Origin of the sequence: Bradyrhizobium diazoefficiens USDA 110 (assembly GCF_000011365.1) — a bacterium.
Classification (GTDB): domain Bacteria; phylum Pseudomonadota; class Alphaproteobacteria; order Rhizobiales; family Xanthobacteraceae; genus Bradyrhizobium; species Bradyrhizobium diazoefficiens.
Map to the genome: position 1 here is coordinate 9,009,132 of NC_004463.1, position 22,987 is coordinate 9,032,118.

The window sequence follows — 22,987 nt, forward strand, 5'->3', positions numbered from 1 at the left end:
ATATTGCCTTCCGCTCTTTGGACAGCGTCGGCTCCCGAGATAACACTGTTTCGCGGCTCAATGGCTGGCCTGCATGCTCCCCTACCGACGCTTCGCCGACACCCTCGCGGACGCCTGCGCACGGCTCGGGGCCGATGTGGTTCGCTACACCTTCATCGCAATGGACTTCCACCATCTATTCCTTGCCGGTCTCCCGGCGCACCCAAAGTAGTGATAGGGCTTCAATATCGCTGCGCGTGCGATTGTAGACGATGAGATGATGGCTAGCCTTTAGCAGGTTCCGCGCCATTGGCGCACCCATGTGGCCAAGCCCGATGAAGCCGAGGTCCATCGCAGGCATCGTCAACTAATCGATCGCCGAGCTGAAGGAGGCGAGTCTCAGAGGTCGAGAGTCGGCGATAGCGCTTGTCCTGGAGATCTCGCGCCAAGTCGCAAAGGCTCGTTCGCGCGAAGCTCGACGGAAGTCGGCCGTGACGGCTCCGGGATAGGGGATGTGGAAAAGGTTCGCGACCTGATCGTGAACTGACAGAAACCGTTGAGCCTGATGGGGACGATTTTAAACGCTTCATGATCCGCTCGCGTCGCCGCGTCGGCTGATGAGAATTCTCGGCCCGATTGTTGAGAGCTTTGTGCTGGCGATGTTCGACGTGAAAGCCCATCTTCGCCCTCGCAGCGCCGTACGAACGCAGCTTATCCGTGATCATCACGCGCGGCGGCGTGCCGGCGGATTTCAAGAGCTTCTTCATGAGCCGCTGGGCAGCGCGCGAGTCTCTCTTCGGCGCTGGATCAAGACGTCGAGAACGAAGCCATTCTGGTCGACAGCGCGCCAGAGCCAATGTTGTTCGCCCGCGATCGAGATAACGACCTCGTCCAGATGCCATTTGTCACCGCGGGTGGGAGCGCGCTCGACGGATCCGATCGGAGAACAGCTTGCCGAATTTCCGTCCCCCCTGGCGCACGGTTTCATAGGTCATGCCAATGCCACGCGCCGCCAGCATTTCCTTGACCAAGCGCAAGCTTAAGGGAAACCGGAAATACAACCACCGTTCATGATGAAGGATTTCGCACAAAACCCGAATGCGCAAGTGGCAGGACTGGCGATAGCAGGACCACTCCGAACACCGTCATCCATGGGCGGAGGTCAAAATCCATCCCTGCAACGAACCTGCTTGTCTTGTCATGCATTTCCCCTGTCGTGACATGCTTGTTGTCGGCCAAAATGCTACAGAGTTTACCTTCAGTCCACGGATGTGGCCGATCCACCGCGGTAGCGACGTCCGTCAAATTCCCATGTGACTTCGCCTGCTTCTAATCAGACGGGCGCAGCCAGAAACGCGTAGCCTTCACGAAGAAGGCCCATCGAATAGTCGCGGCCATGCTCCGGTTTGCGCTCTTCCCGGCAAATGGCGTATGCAATGTCGTATACGCGCCCGACTCTTTCTTCGCGGCGTCGGCAATAGGTCTTGAGCGCAGTCTCCAGATCGTCGTTGCGATTCAGTTCCTGGGCCAGAACCAGCGCATCCTCGATCGCCATTCCGCCGCCGGATGTCATTTGCGGCATCAACGAATGGGCAGCATCGCCGAGCAGCACGACACGGCCACGGTGCCAGGGGGCTGGCATCATCAAGACATCAAATGGGCGGTAGCTTATGTGCTTGTCTTCGCCGATCACCTTGGCAGCCGCGACCAGTTCGGGCGCCGTAAAGGGGGCGAGCAGGTTACGGAGATAGTCGCACACCCGATCTTGCGGAATACGAAGCTTTTCGTCCGTGCTTTCCAGGAAGAATAGATAGCACAATTCCTTCGATAGCGGCAGCGCGCCAACTACGCGGCCCGTCGGAAGGCGGTACAGGACGAAGCCATTCATCGCCTCGGTGCGAGAAACCGTATAACGCCATACCCCTTGGCCGGCGTAGTGCGGCTTGAACTCGTCGCCGAAGATGCTCTGGCGGATCTTGGAATAGACTCCATCCGCAGCGATCAGCAGATCGGCGCGATCTGTCTCGCCGTTCGATAGCTGAACCGTCACCCCTCGATCGTCCTGATCAATACGGGTGATCGTTGTGTTGAAATCGATTTTCGCGCCGCTCTTCGTCGCAAAGTCTTCCAGAATCTGTCCCAGACGTGGCCGCATGAGTCCCAGTGCGGCTGGACGATCAGCGTCCCAAATTCTTGGTGAGGACTGTTCGCTCAGAATCGTTCCCGCGCCATCGCGTACCGACACGGTATCCCAACCAAGGCCGCCTTCGAGGCAGGCATCCACCAATCCCAATTCGGCAAGTGCCCGCAAGGCATTCCCCAGCAGCGTGATACCGGTGCCGATCCGGTCACGCTTATCTCCCATCTCAATGACTCTGGTAGATACGCCTATCCGCTGAAGCGCATGGGCGACCGTCAAGCCGCCAATCCCGCCACCTACGATGAAAACCTTCTTCACCGCGCCCATTTCTCCTCCTCCACTTGTTGGTATCTTTTTTATTTCTTGGCGATCACCCCCCGGGGGCCGCCGCGTTCTATGAAAAGCATTGTATTCTGTAACCTACCAATCCTGCTCTCGCCGAGCACCACCAAGCGCAACACCGATCCCGCTTACATCCATTTCAATGACGTCGTCGGGCTCGATCCGCTCGTCCAAAGATCGGCACACGACTACCCATCGCGCGCTAGAGCGAGACCGCAATGTACTTTGGTTTCAAGGTATTCCTTGATGCCTTCGGTTCGAGCCTTCACGACCGAGGCCGCTTGCCTTGCTGCCACCGAAGGGCGCCGCCCGATCGGACGCAAGTCCTCTGTTCAGCGCGACCATGCCGCTCTGCATTTGCCCGGAAAGGCGCAAACCACGCTTCAGGTCCTCGGTGTAGACGTAGGAAATCGGCCCAAATTCGGTGTCGTTGGCCAACTTCACGGCGCGCGCCTCATCGTCGAAGGGTGTTCGCCGTCAGGACCTGTGAGACAAATTGAAGGATTTTGCGGAGGGAGGATTTCTGGTTCATCGTAGCCACCAGGAGCGAAGATGAAGCAGAAATCCGTACCGGGCAAAGTGCCGCAGAACAAGTTCTAAAAGACATTCTGCGACAAACCCGCCGGCATTATTCGTCGGAGGAGAAGATCCGCATTGTGCTGGAAGGATTGCGCGGCGAGGAAAATATCTCCGAGCTCTGTCGCCGCGAGGGCATTGCCGCCTCGATGTATTACGGCTGGTCCAAGGAGTTCCTCGAGGCCGGCAAGCGCCGCCTGGCGGGCGACACGGCACGAGCTGCGACCTCCGGCGAGGTGAAGGATCTCCGCCGGGAGACTGTTGCCCTGAAGGAGGCCGTAGCCGATCTGACCCTGGAGAACCGTCTGCTCAAAAATAGCATGAACGGGCTCTATAGGTGAATGCTCCGCATTCACCTGTCGGGTGAGAGAGGGGGAGGACGAGGCATGAGGTATCCCGCCTCTGAGAAGGCCGAGATCATCCAGCAGGTCGAGCAATCGCATCTTCCCGCCAAGCGCACGCTGGACAAGCTCGGTATCCCGCGCGCCACATTCTATCGCTGGTATGATCGCTACCGCGAGGGAGGCGTTGAAGCGCTGGCCGATCACCGGTCTCGACCAGACCGGGTCTGGAATCGCATCCCCGACGATGTGCGGGGTCAGATCATCGACCTGGCGTTGGAGTTGCCTGAGCTGTCGCCACGCGAGCTGGCCGTGCGGTTCACCGACGAACGAAAGTACTTTGTATCCGAGGCCTCGGTCTACCGGCTGCTGAAGGCAGAGCTGGCCCCGCAAATTCGGACAGTAGCTTGAGTGGATTTTCTGCCTGACAGCGGCGAGGATTCTTGCTGCGAATCAGGAGCGAAGATGACGAAGAAGAGCCGCCGGACGCATTCTCCGGCATTCAAGGCGAAGGTTGCTTTGGCTGCGGTCAAAGGCGACAAGACACTGGCGGAGCTGGCGCAACTGTTTGATGTTCATCCGAACCAGATCACGATCTGGAAAAACCAGCTCCTGGAAGGCGCCGCCGGCGTGTTTGGGCATGACAAGACATCGGCCGAGACGCCGGTCGATTTGAAGGCGTTACATGCCAAGATCGGCGAGCTGGCGTTGGAAAACGATTTTTTGTCCGGCGCGCTCACCAAGGCGGGCCTGCTGAGCGCAAAGCGATGATCGACCGCGGTCATGATCTTTCTATCGTGCGCCAGGCGAAGGTCCTGAAGCTGGCTCGCAGCACGGTCTACTATGAACCTCGGCCAGTTTCGGCCGAGGACCTTGCCTTGATGCGTCGGCTCGATGAGCTGCATCTCGATTATCCCTTCGCGGGAGCGCGTATGCTGCGATCGTTGCTGCGGCGGGAGGGCGTATACGCCGGTCGCCGCCACATCGCGACGCTGATGAAGCGCATGCGGATCGAGGCGGTCTATCGTCGCCCGAACACGAGCAAGCCGGCTCCGGGTCACAAGATCTACCCGTACCTGTTGCGCGGATTGAAGATCGAGCGGCCCGACCATGCGTGGGCAATGGACATCACCTACATTCCGATGCGGGTGGCTTCGTCTATCTCGCGGCGGTCGTCGATGTGTTCAGCCGACGGGTCCTGGCCCATCGCGTCTCGATCACAATGGAGGCGGCCTTCTGCGTCGAAGCGGTCCAGGAGGCGCTGGCGAAGCACGGCAGGCCCGAGATTTTCAACACGGATCAGGGCAGCCAGTTCACCAGCCTCGAGTTCACCGATGTGCTGCTGGACGTGCGCGTTTCGCGGGATCGTGAGCGCGGATTTCAGGGGATCGTGAGCAGAGATTTCAGACGATCGTGAGCAACGATTTCGCGGGATCGTGAGCAAGGCTTTCGGAGCCTTGCAGCGCTTCGGCCGACAACTCAACCGGCTTAGGGATGACCTCGTGGTTAACGAGGAAGCCCAATGCCTACCCAGAGATTGTCGATGCGCCGGATCAAGGAAGTCCTTCGGTTAGAACATTTTCAAGGCCTGCCAGAGCGGGCCATCGCGCGGAGCGTGGGCGTCAGCAACGGCGTTGTGCACAGCTACCTGAGCCGCGCCCGCTCTGCTGGGTTGAGCTGGCCGCTTCCGGAGGGAATGACCGATGAAGACCTGGAGCTTTTGCTTTTCCCAGCCCCACGACCAGCGTCTCAGAGCCCGCAGCGGCCGGTGCCCGACTGGAGCTACATCGATAAGGAGCTCCGCCGGCGCAACGTAACCCGTCGCCTGCTCTGGGAGGAGTATCGCGCCGTTAATCCCGACGGTTTCGGGTACACGTGGTTCTGCACTACCTACGAGGCCTGGAAGGGGCGGGTCCGACCTTCGATGCGGCAGATTCATCTGGGCGGCGAGAAGGTGTTCGTGGATTTCGCCGGCGACACCATCGACATCGTCGATCCCCTGACCGGGGAAGTGCAGCCGATGAAGCTGTTCGTCGCGGCGATGGGCGCTTCGAACTACACCTACGCCGAGGCCTGCCCCAGCGAGAGCTTGGCCGACTGGATCCGGGCCCACGTCAACTTGTTCACGTTTTTGAGCGGTGCGCCGACGTTCGTGGTCTGCGACAACCTCAAAGCCGCCGTCAGCAACCCCGACCGCTACGATCCCGGCCTCAATCGCACTTATGCCGAGATGGCGAGCCATTACGGCACCGCCATTCTCGCCGCACGGCCGCGGCGCCCAAAAGACAAGGCGAAGGTCGAGGTCGCGGTGCAAATCGCCCAGCGCTGGATTCTGGCCCGGCTGCGCAATCAGCGCTTCTTTTCCCGGGCCGAGCTCAACGCCGCCATCAAGACACTCGTCGACGAACTCAATGCTCGTCAAATGCGTGGCTTCGGCTCAAGCCGCGCCGAACTGTTTGCCGAACTCGACAAACCCAAGCTAACCCCGCTGCCAGATCAGCCTTATGCCTTCGCACGCTGGAAGCGCTGCCGCCTCGCTCCCGATTATCATGTCGAGGTCGACGGCCATTGGTACTCCGCGCCGTATCGTCTGATTGGCGAGCTGGTCGATGCCCGTATCGACGATCGGACGGTCGAGATCTTCCACAAGGGCCAGCGGATCGCCAGCCATGCCCGCGCGCCCAACCGACGCGGACACACCACCATCGCCGACCACATGCCCAGCGCCCATCGCCGCTACGGCGAATGGACCCCCGCCGCGGTGATCGCCGCCGGCGAGCGGATCGGTCCTTCGACAGCAGCGTTTTTCCAGGCCGTGATCGACGCCCGGCCCCATCCAGAACAAGGCTTTCGAACCTGCCTTGGCATTCTGGCGCTCGTCAAAAGCTACGGCGCCGAACGCCTCGACGCAGCCTGCCGGAGGGGCATCCTCATCAAGGCGCGCTCCGTCGCCTCGATTAGATCGATCCTCCAGAACGGCCTCGATCGCACGTTCTTCGACGAATCTTTCGAGCACCAGCCCCTGCGCCACGGCAACATCCGCGGACGCGACTACTTCCACTGAAGCAAGGAGAGACCCGGCATGCTTAACCACCCAACCCACGAACGGCTGATCGAGCTTGGCCTGACCGGAATGGCCAAGGCCTTCGAGGAGCAGCGCCGATCGCCCGATCTCGAAGCCCTGCCGTTCGAAGATCGCATCGGCCTGTTGGTCGACCGCGAAGCCGCCGAACGCGACACCAGGCGGCTCACCACGCGCCTCAAGATCGCCGCACTGCGCCAGACTGCTTGCGTCGAGGACGTCGATCTGCGCACCCCGCGGGGCATCGACCGCGCCGTTTTCGCCAAACTCGTCGAAGGTCGCTGGATCGATCGCCACGAGAATTTGCTCGTCACCGGGGCAACCGGCCTGGGCAAAAGTTGGTTAGCCTGCGCGCTCGGCCACAAGGCCTGCCGCGACAACCGATCAGTCCTCTATCATCGCGTTCCAAGGCTGTTCGAGGCGCTCGCGCTCGCGCGCGGAGACGGACGTTACGCCCGGCTCCTCAAAAGCCTCGGCCGCGCTCAGCTTCTGATTTTGGATGATTGGGGACTATCGGTGCTCACCGCCGCGGAACGCCGCGATCTGCTCGAAATCCTCGAGGACCGACATGGCCGCGCATCCACCATCGTCACAAGTCAGCTCCCCGTGGACACCTGGCATGGAGCCATTGGGGACCCCACGGTCGCCGACGCCATTCTCGATCGCCTCGTCCACAACGCCCACCGCCTCCAGCTCACCGGAGAAAGCATGCGAAAACGCAGCGCCAAAACCATCACCCTTGACGGCCAACCAGAACACTGACTCTATCTCCCATCGGCCGTAGCGGGCTGCTCACGATCGTCTGAATTCAGTGCTCACGATCGCGCGAAATCGATGCTCACGATCCGTGAAATCCGCAGCTGGACGCGAAGATCGCCATCAGCATGGACGGCAAGGGCGCCTGGCGCGACAACGTGTTTGTCGAGCGGCTCTGGCGCACGGTCAAATACGAAGAAGTTTATCTCCGCGCCTACGACAGCGTGTCCGAGGCGCTAGCGTCAATTGCCAAGTATCTGGCCTTCTACAATCAGGGACGCCCTCACTCGAGCCTTGACGGGCGCACGCCCGACGAGGCTTACTTCGGCACGCAAGCTATGGTGATGGCCGCATGACCGTCGCCGACGGTTTTGTCGTCGCTCTGGTCGGGCTACGCCCTCCCGACGCAACGACAAAACCGTAAAGCCTCGCGTTCAGCATAACCCGGCAGGAATCCACTTAAATCCAGCGGGGCGCTGTCCAAACAACCGGGGCCAGCTCTGGCGCATGACCTCATCACCAGCCCGGCCTATGTGGTGATCAAGGCCGCGAACGAGTTCAAGGACAAGACGACGGCCGTCAGTCAGCTCTGGCAGACCGACTTCACCTACCTCAAGATCACCGGATGGGGGTGGTACTATCTCTCGACCGTGCTTGACGACTTCTCGCGCTACATCGTGGCCTGGAGGCTTGGTCCCACCATGTGCGCTTCCGACGTCACAGCCACCCTCGACCAGGCACTCGCTGTATCCGGCCTTGACCACATCGCCGTCGCGCACCGGCCAAGGCTTCTCAGCGACAATGGTTCGAGTTACGTGGCGGACGATCTGGCCAAGTGGCTCGACCAGAAGGGCATGCAGCATGTGCGCGGCGCTCCGTACCATGACCCAGGGAAAGATCGAGCGGAAAGATCGAGCGCTGGCATCAGACGCTGAAGAACCGCATCCTGCTCGACAACTACTACCTGCCCGGTGATCTCGAACGTCAGGTACGGGCCTTCGTCGAACACTACAATCACGTCCGTTATCATGAGAGCATCGACAACCTCACAGCAGCCGATGCCTACTTCGGCAGGGCCGAGGCGATCCTCGCAGAACGAAAACGCATCCGAGGGAAACGATCCATTTTTCCATCATGACCGTGATCCCAAGCTCTTTTTCCGTCTCTATCCTTGCTGCGTTGAGTGCTGCGACCGCTTGCGTTTGGTCGACAAACGAACCCTCCAAGGTGGTGTTCGGAAGAGTAAATAGAGTGTCGTCATGGTCCAGAATCCAGGGAAACCAGCCGTACTCGATCGCATTTGTAAGAAAGTGTTCGTGCGGGTCTGGCCTAGCCTCTTTTAGATCGTACGAGGCAATAAATGTGGGCATCATGGTTGCTCCACTCTGCGGCGCACACGCGGACTTGGAGGCACGCGGACATGACTCGACGCCGTGGAGAGTGAAAACCCGCCGCTGTTCCTGCCGCGCCCACGCTGCCAGTGAAGTTGGCGGCGGTGACTCGGCGCTCACGGCTCCGGAAGCGCTGTCCCCACCACGCGCTGCAAACTTCGGTGGCCAGCCTTCGCCCTTGGATTAGCGAGACCGACCACCTCCCCGAGAGGCTCAATTCCAAGGGCGCTACCAGACAGTATCGCTGAGAACGACTGGAAGCACCTACCAAGATTGGTTGGTGCCGATCTGATGTGGCCTGGGGCAAATGCGCCATGGCGACTGAATTAGATACGATTTTTGATGTGATTGAGCGTCACCGCGAGCTTTCCGCGCAGCACGCCGCCGCGGCATCGGTATCCTCGAAACTTGTCGCAGGTCCCGAGTTTGATGCCGCCGACGCGATCAGCGAGGAAAGAGGGTTGGCTCTCGAGGAGTATGCAGACGTGCTCATCCACTCCAAGCCTACTACGCTTGCGGGCGTAATCGCCCTGAGCCGCTACGTAGCCAGCCTACCGGCTTGGCTGCTGTCTGATGAAAATGATTGGCACCAATCGTTTCTGAGGACGCTGGCGGACGCGGTGGATGAGATCGGTGTGAGGTAGCGCCACCTCTGGAATTGAACCGGCCGGTGCGCGGGAAGCGCAAGAGAGCTATCGCTGAAAGTTGGTGACGGCGGAATCGCAAAGGCGGCACCCCGTGGGGGGGCTTGACGCCTCCACTTCTCCACCGAAGGAGCGATATGCCGTGTCCAACGATAACGTCATCCAGCCGATTCAGCCAGGAATCGTTGACGATCAACTCACAGAAGTCTTGCGCAACGGGGCACGTGCCTTCTCGCCAAGGCGGTCGAGGCCAAAGTCGCAGACTTTCTCGGCCAGCATGCCGATTTGAAGACCGCGGACGGCCACCAGCGCATCGCGCGCCACGGTCACCTGCCGGAGCGCGAGGTGATGGCCGGCATCGGTCCGGTCGCCGTCCGCCGGCCGCGTGTACGCGCTCGCGAGGCGGCCGCTACCTGGGCGCCGGTTCTCTCCGTCGATGCTGCGGCCAACATGCGCCACTCCAAGTCGATCGAGACACTGCTGCCGATCCTTTACCTGAAAGGGATCTCGACCGGCGACTTCTCCGAGGCGCTGCCGGCGCTGCTCGGCAACGATGCTGGCGGGTTGTCGGCATCCGCGATCGGCCGGCTGCAGGACGTCGGATTGACGAGCACGCCGCGTGGCAGAAGCGCGATCTGTCGGCGAAGCGCTACATCTACATCTGGGCCGACGGCATCCATTCCAAGCACCGCCCGCACAGCGCTTCGTCAGACAGATTGTGCATATGTTTGAGGATGAACAGCCCGGCCACGAGCCTCGTTGGCAGCGGCGGCTGGCCCGGCCCGGTGCGACACACCGAGCTGAAGCGCTTCGCCAGAAAATCCCAATCAATCTCCGCCGCAAGCCGCACCAGCGGATGACGAAGGTTGATGATCGCATCCAGAGAAGCCCGAAATAGGTCGTCCTGGCGATCGTCGCGCGGCTGACTCACGGCCCGTTCTCCAACAGCGAATCTTGCCGTCAAAGGAATCACGATCCACCAAAATCCGGTATCCCAAAACGCAAGAAACCGACCCTCCCCCCGGCTTTCTTGCAAAATCGAATACTTGCTCAGGTTAAATCATCGCGACGTATCAATCGCTTCCGAATTCTTCACGGGCGGCTAGCGAAGAATTTGAGGAGCTGATCTCGTCGCAGCGTCTTGCGAAAGATGACGACTCCTGAAACATCCGAGCCATGCACCTTGCCAGTCTCCCGGCGCACCAACTGTAAAGCTAAGATAACGAGGCAGTCGGTACCGGTCGTTATCGCGGTCTGCATATGTCGCCGCATTTCCCGCCAGGTCCTTTCGCGCACGCAAGCCGTTTCCGCCCATCCCTCCGGAAGTGCCGGCACCAACAACCCGAGCGCACAGCTTCAGCGATCGTCTGCATCATCAGTTTCGAGTCCGGCAGGAAAACCGCCCTCCATTTGCCTGTGCAAACATCGCTATTGTTGCTCCGCCGAACCATACGATCGACAAAAAGTGACAGCTCTCAACACACTACCCAGCGGCATAATAAATCCGCTCGCGATTTGACGGTTGTTCGGCCTGGGAAATGCCAGTTCCGAAATACCGCGCGTGGGCGACGTCGAGGATACCGTTGACCAAACTCGAGAAGGTGTACCCGGCGGCTTTCGCGGCCAGGACATAAGACGCGCCGATACCGAGTGCGGCCATCGAGTTGATCTCCAGGACAAAGGGGTGCCCGGAGCGGTCGATCCGGATGTCGACGCGGGCGTAATCCCGGCAGCGGCAGGCGCGGAAGGTCGCAACCGAAATATCCCGCAGTATTGTCGCGAGATTGCTCCCGACCTGCGCCGGGCAAATCTTCTGGGGCTCCACGACCGCCATGTGCATCTTGTCTTCCCAAGTGATAAGACGCGTCTCGCGCTCGCCGAAGTCCTGCTCCACCAGAGGCAACGCCTCAAGCTCTCCGTTTCCCAGCAGGGCAACGCAGATCTCCCGCCCTTCGATGTATTCTTCTACGAGTGCATCCTGCGCATATTGCGTGACGATCACTTCTACGGCCTGTCTCAACTGGGCGGGCTCATATACGAGCTGCAATCCGAAGCTCGTGGATTCATGACGCGGCTTTACTACCAACGGGAAGCACAGATCGCCGGTACTCTCGGTGCCCCTACGCATCACACGAAAGTTCGGCGTCGGCACGCCGCAATCGCGGATGAGCTGTTTGGTAATGGCCTTGTCGAGCGCCAGTGCGTGCCCGAGCGGGCTGGAGCCGGTGTACGGAACGCCAGCCATCTCGAGCATGGCCGGAACGTGCGTGTAGCGGCACTCGCCCTGAATTCCGTACGCCATGTTGAAAACGATCCCTGAAGGGCGGGCTTGCGAATCGGGTGGCATGAACCGCTCAAGCGTCGCGAGCAGTCCTTTATCACCTTCGCACAGCAGCGTGTCGTGGTTACCCTCTTGCAGTGCCGCCACCACGCTTTCGACCGTCTTGCGGCCGTATTTCTCCGGGCAAGGTTGACCGAAGTGGTTGATCACGCCCCTATGATCATCGTTCCACACGACGGCTACCCGCATGAGCTGCTCCCTGTATGTTGCCGGCTTTCACGTTCATTCGCCTGGATTTGGCAGATCGAGAGGGACGGCTCGCCTGGAGTGCCCGCGCCCCAAGGCCAGGCGACGAGCGGGTTCACTCCTTCCAACAAGCGGAAATCGAGATACTTGTTGATTAGCAAAATGCACCCGGCCTGCACCAACAGCAGTTCCGGGAATCGCAGGAAGAGTTCCAACGTGCCTGGCAAACTCGATAGAGCCACGATGATGAGGGCGGCCAACACCGTCGTGAAGGCGCGCCAGATCGCTTCACGGACTCCATTTTGGTCGAGCACTTTTGCGAAGCTTTCGCAGGTCAAACACAAGGCGATAACCGGAAAGAACGCAATCTCACGAAGCCAGGCGATATGCCACCATTCCCCCGCGGTCAAAGGCGCAAACAGCAGCGCTGCCGCCAAGCTCAACAGCACAGCCACTCGCGCGTAACTGTGGTCTGTCTTGAGCAGCGGCCGCAAGGCGACAACGACGAGGAGTACGAACAGCAGGAAGGCAAGGCTGATCGGGATGCTGACGGTATCGAAAGCCATCGCCAACAAGATCGGCCGAAGAAGCCCCAGCACCCTGACGCCAAGAGTGAGGCGAAAGAGTACGACGAAGACAGCTCCCAAGGAGACGAACACCACGCTCTCGGCTGACTTGTGGAACTGGGCCGGTAACTCTGTGAGCGAAACAAAACTCGCACTGATGGACGAAGTCGATAGCATCGGCAGTTTGGCGAGCGCTACGCCGAGCGGCAGGACAAAGAGGCCCACGAGCAACCAATCGGTCTTTGGCGCGGCGTCCGCCGAGGCATTCTTATTTCTGCACGTTTCACTCAAGAGAGCACCTCCACCAGGCCATCACGCCGGGGATCGGCAGCGCCTTTCGCGCTTCCGTCAGTCATGAGTTGGAGCGCGTTGACCGAACCCATCGCAAAATTGAGTCGTGATTTGACGATTGGGATGCGGTTACGGGCGCGCAATCTTGCCAACAGGGCATTGCTGGCTGCCGGCCGCTCGATCCAGACTTTGCGACCGACCAGTCCATGTACGCGAGGCGCCGCCACAGCGTCCGTGATATCCAAGCCCAAGTCGATGACTCCACTTAGGACATGGAGAATTGCCGAAATGATCCGTCGACTGCCGGCGGCGCCCAGTGCCAGGAGCGGGCGGCCGGTGGCGCCCTGTAACACCAGCGTTGGGGCCATGTTCGAGCGCGGTCGACAACCTGGTCCGAGCTCATAGGGGTGAGAAAGGCGGGGACACGTGCACAGATAATTGTTGTAGAGGAAACCCAGATCCCGGTGTGCCACCTTGGCGCCGAACACCGATTGGATAGACTGTGTCAGCACTACAATGATGCCATCTCGATCGCAGACCGAAAGATGGGTCGTATCGCCCGGTTCTTCGGCACTGTCGGTCGCGAGCTCTTTGGTACTTTGCGGCGCCAGGATGCTATCTGCGACTTGCCGCGCGTAATCTTCGCTCAACCGCCCTTGACGCGATTGCGGAATGAGATCATCGGGCAGCAACGGGCGGAGCTCCCGCTCGCGAAAGACGGCGGATGACGCGAGCGCGATCGCTTCGTGCCAGCTATCGTCGGATGACTCCGAGTTTGTCGCTGATATCTGCGCGATGATGTTAAGTGCAAACAAGAGTTGCAGTCCGCCGCTAGGCGGCGGGATGCTGAGAATCCGATGGCCGCGATAGGACGTCGAAACCGGCTCCACCTGTGCGGGCGGACCGCAGCTTGCTAGATCTTCTTCGGTGATGAGACCGCCGGCCGCTCGCATATCGGCTGCGATCTGCCGGGCAATTCCGCCGTGATAGAAGTCCTCGGTGCCGAAATCGGCCAACCGGCGAAGCGTGCCCGCGAGCTCCGGTTGTCGAAACATGTGGCCGATTTCCGGTGGCAGACCGTCTTGGAGAAACAGCTCACCGGCCGGCGATGCTCGCAGATCATCGGCCACCCATCGGGCTTGTCGGTGCTGCAATGGCGTGATCGGATAGCCTTCTTCCGCAATGCGGATCGCTGGCGCCATCACAGTTTCGCGGCTGAGCACGCCGTATTTCCTGTGCGCCCAGTCCAGCGTCGCGGGAGTCGATGGAATCGTGCAGGAGCGATACCCGCGCCGCTGCTGGCCCGCTTTGATCGTGTCGAGCGAAGCGGCTGCGGGCGCACGGGAATGTCCGTCGATGATCCGAATTCGATCATCCGCAAAACGGACGAGCAACACGGTCTGCCCGCCCAGACCCGATGCACTGGGTTCGCACACGCAAAGCGCCCAGGCGGCGGCCACAGCGGCGTCGATCGCGTTTCCGCCGGCGCGCAGGATTTCCACCCCGGCTTCGGTAGCGTTCGGGAAAGCCGTCACCACAGCCTCGTGGCGCTGCCCTACGGAAGCGGCAGGGCCGTCGAGCTCCACGCGCTCCAAGTTGGGCATCAGCATCGCGCGCATTTCGATCTCAGCCTTCGGGCAAATCGTCCAACCAGCAGGCGCCCTCGACGTGCCGCCGGGAAAAGACCTTTCCGAGTTCTTCGGGAATCTTGTTTTGATGATATCGCATATACACGCGGCCATCGGCACCAAGGTCGAGAACCTCGATCTTCCCCGTGTAATGGGACATGATGTATTTGAACGTCTTCTGGATACCGCTGAGACGTCGGTTGATGCCGCGCGCGATCTCTATACCGCGCCGCAGCGAGACCTGAAAGTGCGATGCGCCTTTCACCGGCCTGCCTTGAAAAAGATAATAAGGGCGGACGCCCATTTGGTGACACTTTGCAAAGGTCGCCGCCAAGATTTCGGGATCGTCGTTGACTTTCGCCAGAAGCACGGACTGATTCAGAAACTGCACGCCCTGTGCGCGTAGCGCGCGAATGTTGCGCTCCGCATCGACCGAGATCTCGCCGATGTGGTCGAAATGCGCGACGATCACTGCGGTCTTTCCCGCTTCACTGATCCGCCGGAACAACGCCGGGAGTGCGGGATCCTCAAACCGCCTGGGTGCGAAGGCGACTATTTTTGTGCCGAATCGAATTGACTCCAAGTGCGGGATCGGTAGCAGATGATCAAGAATCTTGCCGAGCTTAGCGGTGCTGAGCACGAACGGGTCGCCTCCAGATAGCAGCACGTTCGTCATCTCAGGATGGCCGGCGATATACTGCGCGACCCGGGCGAAATCGGGCGCGATCTCATCGGAGTCCTTGCCGACGATGCGTTTGCGAAAGCAGTAACGGCAATAGGACGCGCAACGGTCCGTTACCAGCAGCAGACCGGTCTGCGCGTATTTGTGCTGAAGCCCGGGCACGACGGTATTGTCATGCTCGCCGCTGGTGTCAAGACTTCCGGGACTCTTGAACTCAGCAATTGTGGGCTCTACAATGTATTTAAGCTGGTCGTAGTAGCCACTGTTGGTGATCTGATCGCGATAAAAATTTGTGGCGTGATACTGCGTGATGTTGTTGGCTTGCAGCTCACTCTCGGTAATGGCGCGCGCGCCCTCGATGAAATTCATGACCGCGGTGTGCGGCCGCAGGCCGTGCGCGATAGGCCGTGATGAGGTGCGCAAACCCGCGCCTCCGGGGTTGTCAGCATGAACAACTCCTTGTTGATCTTGTGATGAGGACGGTATCTCGACCACCGGACGTCTTCCGGTGGCGACGCGAGCTTGCGCAGATCGGCCTAGCATCTTGTTCGTCATAGCTGATTCTCCCCAGCGCGTGGACCGGAACTGATCCCCGGGCAAAGTCTGGACTAGCAATTGATGTGCCACCAGAGACTCTGTGTAGTTAAGCTTCAATGACAATAGGATGATGCGTCTCTTCTGCGCAGCACGAGACGCAGAGTCGGGTTGCCGACATTGTGTCACCAGCCGGACGCGAGTGAATACTAGTACCCACTTTTCTTGGAACGTGAGTCGTGATTCAAGGTCGGGATGATACCCGAAGCAAGAGAAGTCCACCTTTCGAGGAAAGATCGCAAGGTGCTTGAGGCGTGCTGTCGCTCACCGGTGACGTTGCAGCGCGATTTGAAGCGGGCGCGGATAGTTCTGTTGGCGGCGGATGGGCGCAGCACCCGGTCGATCGCCAAGGAAGTTGGGGTCCAGCCGCGGATTGTCAGCCTTTGGCGGCATCGCTATGCCGACCATGGCCTTGAAGGGCTGCAAGACAAGCCGCGGCCTGGCAAGCAGCCGATCTATACGAAGACGACCGACAAGCGGATTCTGAAGCTGCTGGATAAGCCGCCACCGCAAGGGTTTGCGCGCTGGACCGGCCCCCTGCTGGCCGAGGCGCTGGGCGATGTCGATGTCCAATATGTCTGGCGGTTCCTGCGCAGCCACAAGATTGACCTGGTGGCTCGCAAGTCCTGGTGCGAGAGCAACGACCCGAACTTTACGGCCAAAGCCGCCGATGTTGTCGGCCTCTATGTCGCGCCGCCGGCGAAGGCCATTGTGCTGTGCGTGGACGAGAAGCCCTCGATCCAGGCTTTGGAGCGAGCGCAGGGTTATCTGAAGTTGCCCAATGGCCGCGCCTTGACCGGCCAAAGCCACGATTACAAGCGGCATGGCACCACAACATTGTTTGCGGCGCTCGAAGTCGCCACCGGAAAGATCATCGCGACCCATTCAAAACGCCGGCGCCGCGTCGAGTTTCTCGATTTCATGAACAGCGTCACCGCGGCTTTTCCGAACCGCAAGCTTCACGTCATCCTCGACAACCTCAACACCCATAAAAAGAACGAGGACTGGCTCAAGGCCCACCCCAACGTGCAATTTCATTTCACGCCGACAAGTGCGTCATGGCTCAATCAGGTCGAAGTATGGTTTTCCCTTGCAGGGGCAGTCGCTCAGCGGCACCTCCTTCACGAGCCTCAAGCAGCTTCAGGAACACATCGATGCCTACGTCAACGCATACAACGACAGAGCCGAGCCCTTCGTCTGGACCAAGAAAAAGGTCCGTCAACGCCGTTTCAAAGGCCGCCGTATCACTCAGCTCTGATTCCGGGTACTAGAAGGATTGCGCGGCGAGGAGAACATCTCCGAGCTTTGTCGCCGAGAAGGCATTGCCGCCTCGATCTATTACGGCTGGTCCAAGGAGTTTCTCGAGGCCGGCAAGCGCCGCCTGGCCGGCGACACGGCACGAGCTGCGACCTCCGGCGAGGTGAAGGACCTCCGCCGGGAGGCCGGCGCCTTGAAGGAGGCCGTCGCCGATCTGACGCTGGAGAACCGTCTGCTCAAAAAAAGTATGAACGGAGATGGGGAGGACGAGGCATGAGGTATCCCGCCTCAGAGAAGGCCGAGATTCATCCATTTGGTCGAGCAATCGCACCTCCGGCCAAGCGCACGCTGGACAAGCTCGGGATCCCGCGCGCCACATTCTATCGCTAGCATGATCGTTACCGCGAGGGCGGCATCGCCGCTCTGGCCGATCATCGGTCTCGACCAGACCGGGTCTGGAACCGCATCCCGGACGATGTGCGGGGCTAGATCATCGACCTGGCGCTGGAGTTACCTGAGCTGTCGCCACGCGAGCTGGCCGTGCGGTTCACCGACGAACGAAAGTACTTTGTATCCGAGGCGTCGGTCTATCGGCTGCTGAAGGCGCATGACCTCATCACCAGCCCGGTCTATGTGGTGATCAAGGCCGCGAACGAGATCAAGGACAAGACGACGGCGCCGTCGCGCACCGGCCAAGGCTTCTCAGCGACAATGGTTCGAGTTACGTGGCGGATGATCTGGCCGAGTGGCTCGACCAGAAGGGCATGCAGCACGTGCGCGGCGCTCCGTACCATCCTCAGACCCAGGGAAAGATCGAGCGCTGGCATCAGACGCTGAAGAACCGTAAGCGACGTTCGCGTCCCATTCGCAAAGGTTTGGCGTGGGGATTGCAGTCTGTTGATCAACGTGTTTGCAAATCGTTGGCGGGGGGTATGGAGGCGGCAACGACGGAGAATTACGAGGTGCGGCCGAACGACCAGCTCGTCGATCCGGGACTGCGGGTGACCGGTTGCGATCGCTTTGAGCGTCGCTTTCATCCAGACGTAGGGCTCCACGCTGTTGATTTTGCAGGTGGCGATGAGCGAAGCTATGCGCGCCCATGAACGACCACCTTCGTCGTGACCAGCAAATAAACTATTTTTACGCGTCAGAGTCAGCGGCCTGATTTGATTTTCGACGGGATTGGTGTCCAACTCAACGCAACCATCGTCGAGAGAGCTGGCCCCGCAAATTCGGACAGTAGCTTGAGTGGATTTTCTGCCTGACAGCGGCGAGGATTCTTGCTGCGAATCAGGAGCGAAGATGACGAAGAAGAGCCGCCGGACGCATTCTCCGGCATTCAAGGCGAAGGTTGCTTTGGCTGCGGTCAAAGGAGACAAGACACTGGCGGAGCTGGCGCAACTGTTTGATGTTCATCCGAACCAGATCACGATCTGGAAAAACCAGCTCCTGGAAGGCGCCGCCGGCGTGTTTGGGCATGACAAGACATCGGCCGAGACGCCGGTCGATTTGAAGGCGTTACATGCCAAGATCGGCGAGCTGGCGTTGGAAAACGATTTTTTGTCCGGCGCGCTCACCAAGGCGGGCCTGCTGAGCGCAAAGCGATGATCGACCGCGGTCATGATCTTTCTATCGTGCGCCAGGCGAAGGTCCTGAAGCTGGCTCGCAGCACGGTCTACTATGAACCTCGGCCAGTTTCGGCCGAGGACCTTGCCTTGATGCGTCGGCTCGATGAGCTGCATCTCGATTATCCCTTCGCGGGAGCGCGTATGCTGCGATCGTTGCTGCGGCGGGAGGGGGTATACGCCGGTCGCCGCCACATCGCGACGCTGATGAAGCGCATGGGGATCGAGGCGGTCTATCGTCGCCCGAACACGAGCAAGCCGGCTCCGGGTCACAAGATCTACCCGTACCTGTTGCGCGGATTGAAGATCGAGCGGCCCGACCATGCGTGGGCAATGGACATCACCTACATTCCGATGCGGCGTGGCTTCGTCTATCTCGCGGCGGTCGTCGATGTGTTCAGCCGACGGGTCCTGGCCCATCGCGTCTCGATCACAATGGAGGCGGCCTTCTGCGTCCAAGCGGTCCAGGAGGCGTTGGCGAAGCACGGCAGACCCGAGATTTTCAACACGGATCAGGGCAGCCAGTTCACCAGCCTCGAGTTCACCGATGTGCTGCTGGACGCGAAGATCGCCATCAGCATGGACGGCAAGGGCGCCTGGCGCGACAACGTGTTTGTCGAGCGGCTCTGGCGCACGGTCAAATACGAAGAAGTTTATCTCCGCGCCTACGACAGCGTGTCCGAGGCGCGAGCGTCAATTGCCAAGTATCTGGCCTTCTACAATCAGGGACGCCCTCACTCGAGCCTTGACGGGCGCACGCCCGACGAGGCTTACTTCGGCACGCAAGCTATGGTGATGGCCGCATGACCGTCGCCGACGATTTTGTCGTCGCTCTGGTCGGGCTACGCCCTCCCGACGCAACGACAAAATCGTAAAGCCCCGCGTTCAGCATAACCCGGCAGGAATCCACTTAAATCCAGCGCGGCGCTGTCCAAACAACCGGGGCCAGCTCTCTCGTACTCCTTCACGAGCAGTTCGAGGCGTTCGACGCTCTCTTTGGACGCAGCCAGTTCACTCTCGACATGAAGGCGCGCCGAGCATTCATCGTCTGCGCGACGACGCTCGGCTTCAATCATCGCTTCCTGCGCGCGGAAGAGCGCGCGCAAATCGGCGGGCAGCGCTGCAAGACGGGCGGGATCAATGGGGGACGGCGGCACATCCGCAAGCTATCATCCCAAAGCCCCGCGCGAAACAGGTTGTCGGGTCTGAGTCAGTTCGCCGCAGCTGGCGTCGCGACAATCCGTTCGCCCACTCGCTTCCAGTTCAGCCCTTCAAACAGCGCTTCGAACTGCACGCGCGTCAGATGCATGACGCCGTCGCTGATCTGCGGCCACTCGAAACGACCATCGCGGCCAAGGCGCTTGTAGACCAAAACGAGGCCCGTGCCGTCCCATAGCAAAATCTTCAGCCGGTCGGCGCGCTTCGAACGAAAAACCACGATCAGGCCCGAATGCGGATCGAGCCCAAGCGTGTTTTGCACAAGACCGGCCAGCGCGTCGTGCCCGCACCGGAAGTCAACAGGACGCACAGCAAGCACAATCCGCAGTCCCTGCGCCGGAATGATCATGCGCCGCGCTCGATCGCAGTCACGATCTCCGCGATCCGCACCGCCGACACGTCCGCATCCAGGCGGACCGAAACCTTGCCAATCGTAATCTCGACGGGCCCCTCGCTCTTGCCTGACGCCACTGGATCGCTCAGCTCGATCGACACGAAATCCGCCGCGTCGTCCGTGACCAATGCGAGCCGGCCAGCACGCGCCAATCTGCGCCACGTCGTCAACTGCTGGGCCTTCACACCATAACGCCGTGCGACATCACATACCCGGGCGTCGGGCTTCATGCTCTCGAAAACAGCGCGCCCCTTGATCTCCGCAGACCATAACCGGCATCCAGAACGCGTCCGGCGCGTAAGCTTCCCCACAAAGCCATCAGCTTCGGCTTCCTCCCCCGATTGTTCCATCGCCTTCAGTCTCCTCTCGGCTCTCTGACAAGCCAAGGATCGCAGAGCGAAAGCCGAAGCGAAACCAGTCAATCAAATGGGAGAAAAGCTCCGCTTACAATTTTTGCTCGTTCAGACCGACACAAATTGCTCAAAGATTCGTGGAGAGAAAAGCAGATGAGCGATGAGCCCGACCTCGAGAGCAGAGTCGTTGCAGCGATACGACACTATCGTGCGGCGCTCGACGTGGCGGAAAACCTGGAACGAGAGGACGCGTGCGCGCATCGAGCGCTGACGAGCACCCTGCTCGATTTGGAGCGTGCCCTGCGAGGCGAAGCGGCCCCGCATCTCAACAACAACCTGTTTGAGACCGGCTCCACGGCGGTTGCACGGTCGGATAAAACATGGGCCGACCTGGTCGAGGCGACTGCGAGATTGGATTCGGCCCGTCGAACCTTAGCTGCTCTGGAACGGCAGTTGGGATATCTTCCAAAAGTCTCGAGGGGAGCGGATCACAAGTGAGGTTAGATAAGAGTCTCGCACGATCGGAAGGTTTCCCGACCATTTCAGAGCGGCGGCGGCAACGCTCTGACGGGCTCGTGTCCCAGCCAAAATCCCGCGCCCAAAACAGACCTCTCTGCGTCCTCGTGTTTGGGACCGCCGAGGTACAGCGCGCGAATCGGGACCTTGCTGGATCCCAACCTTCCAACTTTCCCGCCGCCTCGCCGCGTCCTCCTATGCAGGAATAGACCTCGACGCACTGGCTCGATCGTCCTGTCGAGCGTGCACAGTTTCTGATGACGCTGACCAGCGCGAGTCCTGGTTGAGTTTCTTCTGCTTGTGACTCGGCGTGGAAACGGCATTGCAGCCTCTTCGATCTTCGGCGCGGCTGCGATCATGTGATCAAGCTCTAAAAAGTGGTTCGACGACAGGCAGGCGCTTGAGGCCAGCGTCAACGTTGTCGGAAAAGTGGAAGCCGTGCCGGCTCACACCGTAATCAAAACAGACGTCAAGCGCCAATCCAAGGGCCAGAGCTGCGCTTACGATCAACGTCGAACCGATGCGTTCGAACCACCAATCTCATTGGTGGCGCCTGCTCCGGTGCGATCGATGACCCAGGCCACCATGTAGCCCTTGGCCTGCTCGGTCTGCACCTGCCGGAGGGCCTCAGAGTAGGTTAGTAAGGGCTCTTGCGCCGGGTAGACGGCGCGGTCGGTCGGGGTGACAAAGTGATGGCAGCACACGCGATAGTCTTTAGCCTCGAACATCGGAATCCTCCTCTCGCCTCAGGTTGCGCGGCCATACGCGCTTTCAGATACTGCCCTACCACAGAGAATGCGGCCTTTAAGAGGCCGCGCGCTTCTTCAACACCCCATAAGGTTGGTCGGGCTGCCAGACGCAGGTCGGCGATGTCCGACCACATCGCGCGCTTGATTCTCTGCAGCAGCACCGGCAAAGAAGTGCCCGGGTGTCATTCCATAATTCACCCGTGTCCGGACTTCGATTTCCCGTTCGTCCGCAATTGCTCCGTCGATCGCTCAACGGCTGCACCGATGTCACCTAGTCAGCTTTCAAACCTTGCTGAGGCTGCTGGATCGACAATGCTTGGACCTAGCTCCGGCGCGATTCAGTGAGCTTCTCGATCAGTTCAGACTGCGGTCTCGGTTTTGCCGCGAGACGGTGGGGTTCAAATCGGGCCGTGGAGCCTCCACATCATCGCCACAGTCCGAAGACACCCGCCTGGTGCAATTGATGTAGCGAGAGAATGAATCGTTTGGCCCTGATCGATTCATAGAAAGCATTGGACCTCGCTTCCACAGGAAGCGAGAATCCATGCATGCCGAACCTTAAGCTAGGGCCGCTTCACCTTCGCCGCATCGACACCACCCGCAACATGCGGCGGTTTTACTTGCTTTCGATCCAACCGACCTTGTTCGGCGGGGTCTCGCTGATCCGCGACTGGGGCCGGATCGGCACGACCGGCCAGACGATGGTGCAGACTTTCGATGCCAGCGCTGAAGCGGGCGAAGCATTCGGACGGCTGGAGCGCGCCAAGCGCAGGCGCGGATACACCTCTGCTGAGGAGAGAGTCTGAGGTTTCGTCAATTTCCCGGGGATTACGGATCCACTTACGATGCCTGGAACGTGAAGTGACAGAAACCGTTGAGCCTGACGGGACGATTTGAAACGCTTCATGATCCGCCGCGTTGCCGCGTCGGCTGATGAGAATTCTCAGCCCGATTGTTGAGAGCTCTGTGCTGGCGATGTTCGACGAAAAAGCCCATCTTCGCCCTCGCAGCGCCGTGCGAACGCTTGTCCGTGATCATCACGCGCGGCGGCGTGCCGGCGGATTTCAAGAGCTTCTTCATGAGCCGCTGGGAAACCGGAAATACAACCAAACGGCATAGCTGATCACTTCCGATGGGAAGCGATGGCGGCGATAAAGAGGGTCCCGGGCGGTCGGCATGCCGGTCGTCTACCCCTCGGCCGCTCCAATTCGTTAACTTGACGGTACCCGCTGCTCGTCGACAGCGATGGCACGATCATCGCGGGCGAAGGCCGATACCTGGCCGCGCGAAAGCTCGGTCTCCTCGAGGCGCCGGTCAGCTGACCGGTCTTTCCGAA

The 22,987-nt window shown here is 60.1% G+C and carries 18 protein-coding genes and 11 pseudogenes; 13 read left to right on the top strand and 16 right to left on the bottom strand.

Annotated features, from left to right (window positions below):
- Window positions 1-175 precede the first annotated feature (175 nt).
- The 4 genes and pseudogenes from BJA_RS41650 to BJA_RS41665 form a co-directional block, all read right to left on the bottom strand.
- The gene (locus tag BJA_RS41650) at window positions 176-331 is read right to left on the bottom strand and encodes an NAD(P)-binding domain-containing protein (protein ID WP_018269530.1); all 156 of its coding nucleotides are present in this window, start codon (window positions 329-331) and stop codon (window positions 176-178) included.
- Between the two features lie 15 nt (window positions 332-346).
- Window positions 347-1,085, bottom strand: a pseudogene (locus BJA_RS41655) (IS6 family transposase).
- Between the two features lie 227 nt (window positions 1,086-1,312).
- Entirely contained in the window at window positions 1,313-2,446 is a 1,134-nt protein-coding gene (locus tag BJA_RS41660) for an FAD-dependent oxidoreductase (protein ID WP_011090930.1), read from the bottom strand.
- 246 nt (window positions 2,447-2,692) lie between these two features.
- Window positions 2,693-2,905, bottom strand: a complete 213-nt coding sequence (locus tag BJA_RS41665) for an aldehyde dehydrogenase family protein (protein WP_014498644.1) — start codon at window positions 2,903-2,905, stop codon at window positions 2,693-2,695.
- Window positions 2,906-3,013: 108 nt separating this feature from the next.
- Here BJA_RS41665 and BJA_RS41670 point away from each other — a divergent pair.
- The 6 genes and pseudogenes from BJA_RS41670 to BJA_RS41695 all read left to right on the top strand — a co-directional run.
- Window positions 3,014-3,759: pseudogene (locus tag BJA_RS41670) on the top strand (helix-turn-helix domain-containing protein); the annotation flags it as partial.
- Window positions 3,760-3,843: 84 nt separating this feature from the next.
- Window positions 3,844-4,738 (top strand): annotated as a pseudogene (locus tag BJA_RS41675) (IS3 family transposase); the annotation flags it as partial.
- A 162-nt stretch (window positions 4,739-4,900) separates the two neighbouring features.
- Window positions 4,901-6,442, top strand: a complete 1,542-nt coding sequence (gene istA / locus BJA_RS41680) for an IS21-like element ISFK1 family transposase (protein WP_011090936.1) — start codon at window positions 4,901-4,903, stop codon at window positions 6,440-6,442.
- A gap of 18 nt (window positions 6,443-6,460) precedes the next feature.
- A complete protein-coding gene (gene istB / locus BJA_RS41685) occupies window positions 6,461-7,222 on the top strand; it encodes an IS21-like element ISFK1 family helper ATPase IstB (protein ID WP_011090937.1) in 762 nt (253 codons plus the stop codon).
- Window positions 7,223-7,326: 104 nt separating this feature from the next.
- Window positions 7,327-7,572, top strand: a pseudogene (locus BJA_RS41690) (integrase core domain-containing protein); the annotation flags it as partial.
- Between the two features lie 147 nt (window positions 7,573-7,719).
- Window positions 7,720-8,354 (top strand): annotated as a pseudogene (locus tag BJA_RS41695) (transposase); the annotation flags it as partial.
- On the opposite strand, the gene BJA_RS41700 reads toward BJA_RS41695, so the two are convergent.
- Entirely contained in the window at window positions 8,263-8,589 is a 327-nt protein-coding gene (locus BJA_RS41700) for a hypothetical protein (RefSeq protein WP_162130962.1), read from the bottom strand. The pseudogene BJA_RS41695 and the gene BJA_RS41700 sit on opposite strands and share 92 nt — an antisense overlap.
- 332 nt (window positions 8,590-8,921) lie before the next feature.
- On the opposite strand from BJA_RS41700, the gene BJA_RS41705 reads away from it, so the two are divergent.
- Complete coding sequence (locus BJA_RS41705; RefSeq protein ID WP_016848551.1) at window positions 8,922-9,251, top strand: hypothetical protein; 330 nt, start codon at window positions 8,922-8,924, stop codon at window positions 9,249-9,251.
- Between the two features lie 142 nt (window positions 9,252-9,393).
- Window positions 9,394-9,943: pseudogene (locus tag BJA_RS41710) on the top strand (transposase); the annotation flags it as partial.
- Here the strand turns inward: BJA_RS41710 and BJA_RS41715 are convergent.
- From BJA_RS41715 to BJA_RS41735, 5 genes and pseudogenes are all read right to left on the bottom strand, one after another.
- Window positions 9,931-10,182 (bottom strand): annotated as a pseudogene (locus BJA_RS41715) (IS5/IS1182 family transposase); the annotation flags it as partial. The pseudogenes BJA_RS41710 and BJA_RS41715 overlap by 13 nt on opposite strands.
- Before the next feature lie 552 nt (window positions 10,183-10,734).
- The gene (locus BJA_RS41720; protein WP_011090946.1) at window positions 10,735-11,781 is read right to left on the bottom strand and encodes a D-alanine--D-alanine ligase family protein; all 1,047 of its coding nucleotides are present in this window, start codon (window positions 11,779-11,781) and stop codon (window positions 10,735-10,737) included.
- Complete coding sequence (locus BJA_RS41725) at window positions 11,772-12,635, bottom strand: 7TM domain-containing protein (protein WP_014498636.1); 864 nt, start codon at window positions 12,633-12,635, stop codon at window positions 11,772-11,774. The genes BJA_RS41720 and BJA_RS41725 overlap by 10 nt, the downstream gene beginning before the upstream one ends.
- On the bottom strand, window positions 12,632-14,254 hold the full coding sequence (locus tag BJA_RS41730) for a gamma-glutamyltransferase family protein (protein ID WP_014498635.1): 1,623 nt from the start codon (window positions 14,252-14,254) through the stop codon (window positions 12,632-12,634). Before BJA_RS41730 ends, BJA_RS41725 begins: the two co-directional genes overlap by 4 nt.
- A 7-nt stretch (window positions 14,255-14,261) precedes the next feature.
- The gene (locus tag BJA_RS41735; protein ID WP_016848546.1) at window positions 14,262-15,314 is read right to left on the bottom strand and encodes a KamA family radical SAM protein; all 1,053 of its coding nucleotides are present in this window, start codon (window positions 15,312-15,314) and stop codon (window positions 14,262-14,264) included.
- Between the two features lie 420 nt (window positions 15,315-15,734).
- On the opposite strand from BJA_RS41735, the pseudogene BJA_RS41740 reads away from it, so the two are divergent.
- A pseudogene (locus BJA_RS41740) lies at window positions 15,735-16,797 on the top strand (IS630-like element ISRj1 family transposase).
- Between the two features lie 6 nt (window positions 16,798-16,803).
- A pseudogene (locus BJA_RS41745) lies at window positions 16,804-17,641 on the top strand (helix-turn-helix domain-containing protein); the annotation flags it as partial.
- Window positions 17,642-17,770: 129 nt separating this feature from the next.
- Here the strand turns inward: BJA_RS41745 and BJA_RS41750 are convergent.
- Window positions 17,771-18,010 (bottom strand): annotated as a pseudogene (locus BJA_RS41750) (transposase domain-containing protein); the annotation flags it as partial.
- A gap of 88 nt (window positions 18,011-18,098) precedes the next feature.
- On the opposite strand from BJA_RS41750, the gene BJA_RS41755 reads away from it, so the two are divergent.
- A protein-coding gene (locus BJA_RS41755; RefSeq protein ID WP_085967575.1) for an IS3-like element ISRj2 family transposase occupies window positions 18,099-19,228 on the top strand; the annotation gives its coding sequence in 2 pieces (ribosomal slippage) (window positions 18,099-18,351 and window positions 18,351-19,228; 1,131 coding nt in all).
- Between the two features lie 35 nt (window positions 19,229-19,263).
- Here the strand turns inward: BJA_RS41755 and BJA_RS41760 are convergent.
- From BJA_RS41760 to BJA_RS41770, 3 genes are read right to left on the bottom strand one after another with little or no spacing between them, the layout of a single operon-like run.
- The gene (locus BJA_RS41760) at window positions 19,264-19,578 is read right to left on the bottom strand and encodes a hypothetical protein (RefSeq protein ID WP_011090952.1); all 315 of its coding nucleotides are present in this window, start codon (window positions 19,576-19,578) and stop codon (window positions 19,264-19,266) included.
- Window positions 19,579-19,631: 53 nt separating this feature from the next.
- Window positions 19,632-19,988: an IS66 family insertion sequence element accessory protein TnpB gene (gene tnpB, locus BJA_RS41765; RefSeq protein WP_011090953.1), complete on the bottom strand. Its 357-nt coding sequence runs from the start codon at window positions 19,986-19,988 to the stop codon at window positions 19,632-19,634.
- Window positions 19,985-20,383 (bottom strand): transposase, encoded by a 399-nt coding sequence (locus BJA_RS41770; protein ID WP_011090954.1) that lies wholly within the window; start codon window positions 20,381-20,383, stop codon window positions 19,985-19,987. The genes tnpB and BJA_RS41770 overlap by 4 nt, the downstream gene beginning before the upstream one ends.
- A gap of 156 nt (window positions 20,384-20,539) precedes the next feature.
- On the opposite strand from BJA_RS41770, the gene BJA_RS41775 reads away from it, so the two are divergent.
- Window positions 20,540-20,884: a hypothetical protein gene (locus BJA_RS41775; protein WP_011084509.1), complete on the top strand. Its 345-nt coding sequence runs from the start codon at window positions 20,540-20,542 to the stop codon at window positions 20,882-20,884.
- A 524-nt stretch (window positions 20,885-21,408) separates the two neighbouring features.
- Here BJA_RS41775 and BJA_RS41780 read toward each other — a convergent pair.
- Window positions 21,409-21,630, bottom strand: coding sequence for a hypothetical protein (locus tag BJA_RS41780; protein WP_014497999.1), 222 nt, complete (start codon window positions 21,628-21,630; stop codon window positions 21,409-21,411).
- A gap of 569 nt (window positions 21,631-22,199) precedes the next feature.
- Between BJA_RS41780 and BJA_RS41785 the strand changes: the two genes are divergently transcribed.
- Window positions 22,200-22,457 carry a WGR domain-containing protein gene (locus BJA_RS41785; RefSeq protein WP_011084508.1) on the top strand — a complete coding sequence of 86 codons (258 nt, stop codon included), beginning with the start codon at window positions 22,200-22,202 and terminating at the stop codon, window positions 22,455-22,457.
- Between the two features lie 50 nt (window positions 22,458-22,507).
- On the opposite strand, the pseudogene BJA_RS41790 reads toward BJA_RS41785, so the two are convergent.
- Window positions 22,508-22,829: pseudogene (locus BJA_RS41790) on the bottom strand (DDE-type integrase/transposase/recombinase); the annotation flags it as partial.
- Between the last annotated feature and the right edge of the window lie 158 nt (window positions 22,830-22,987).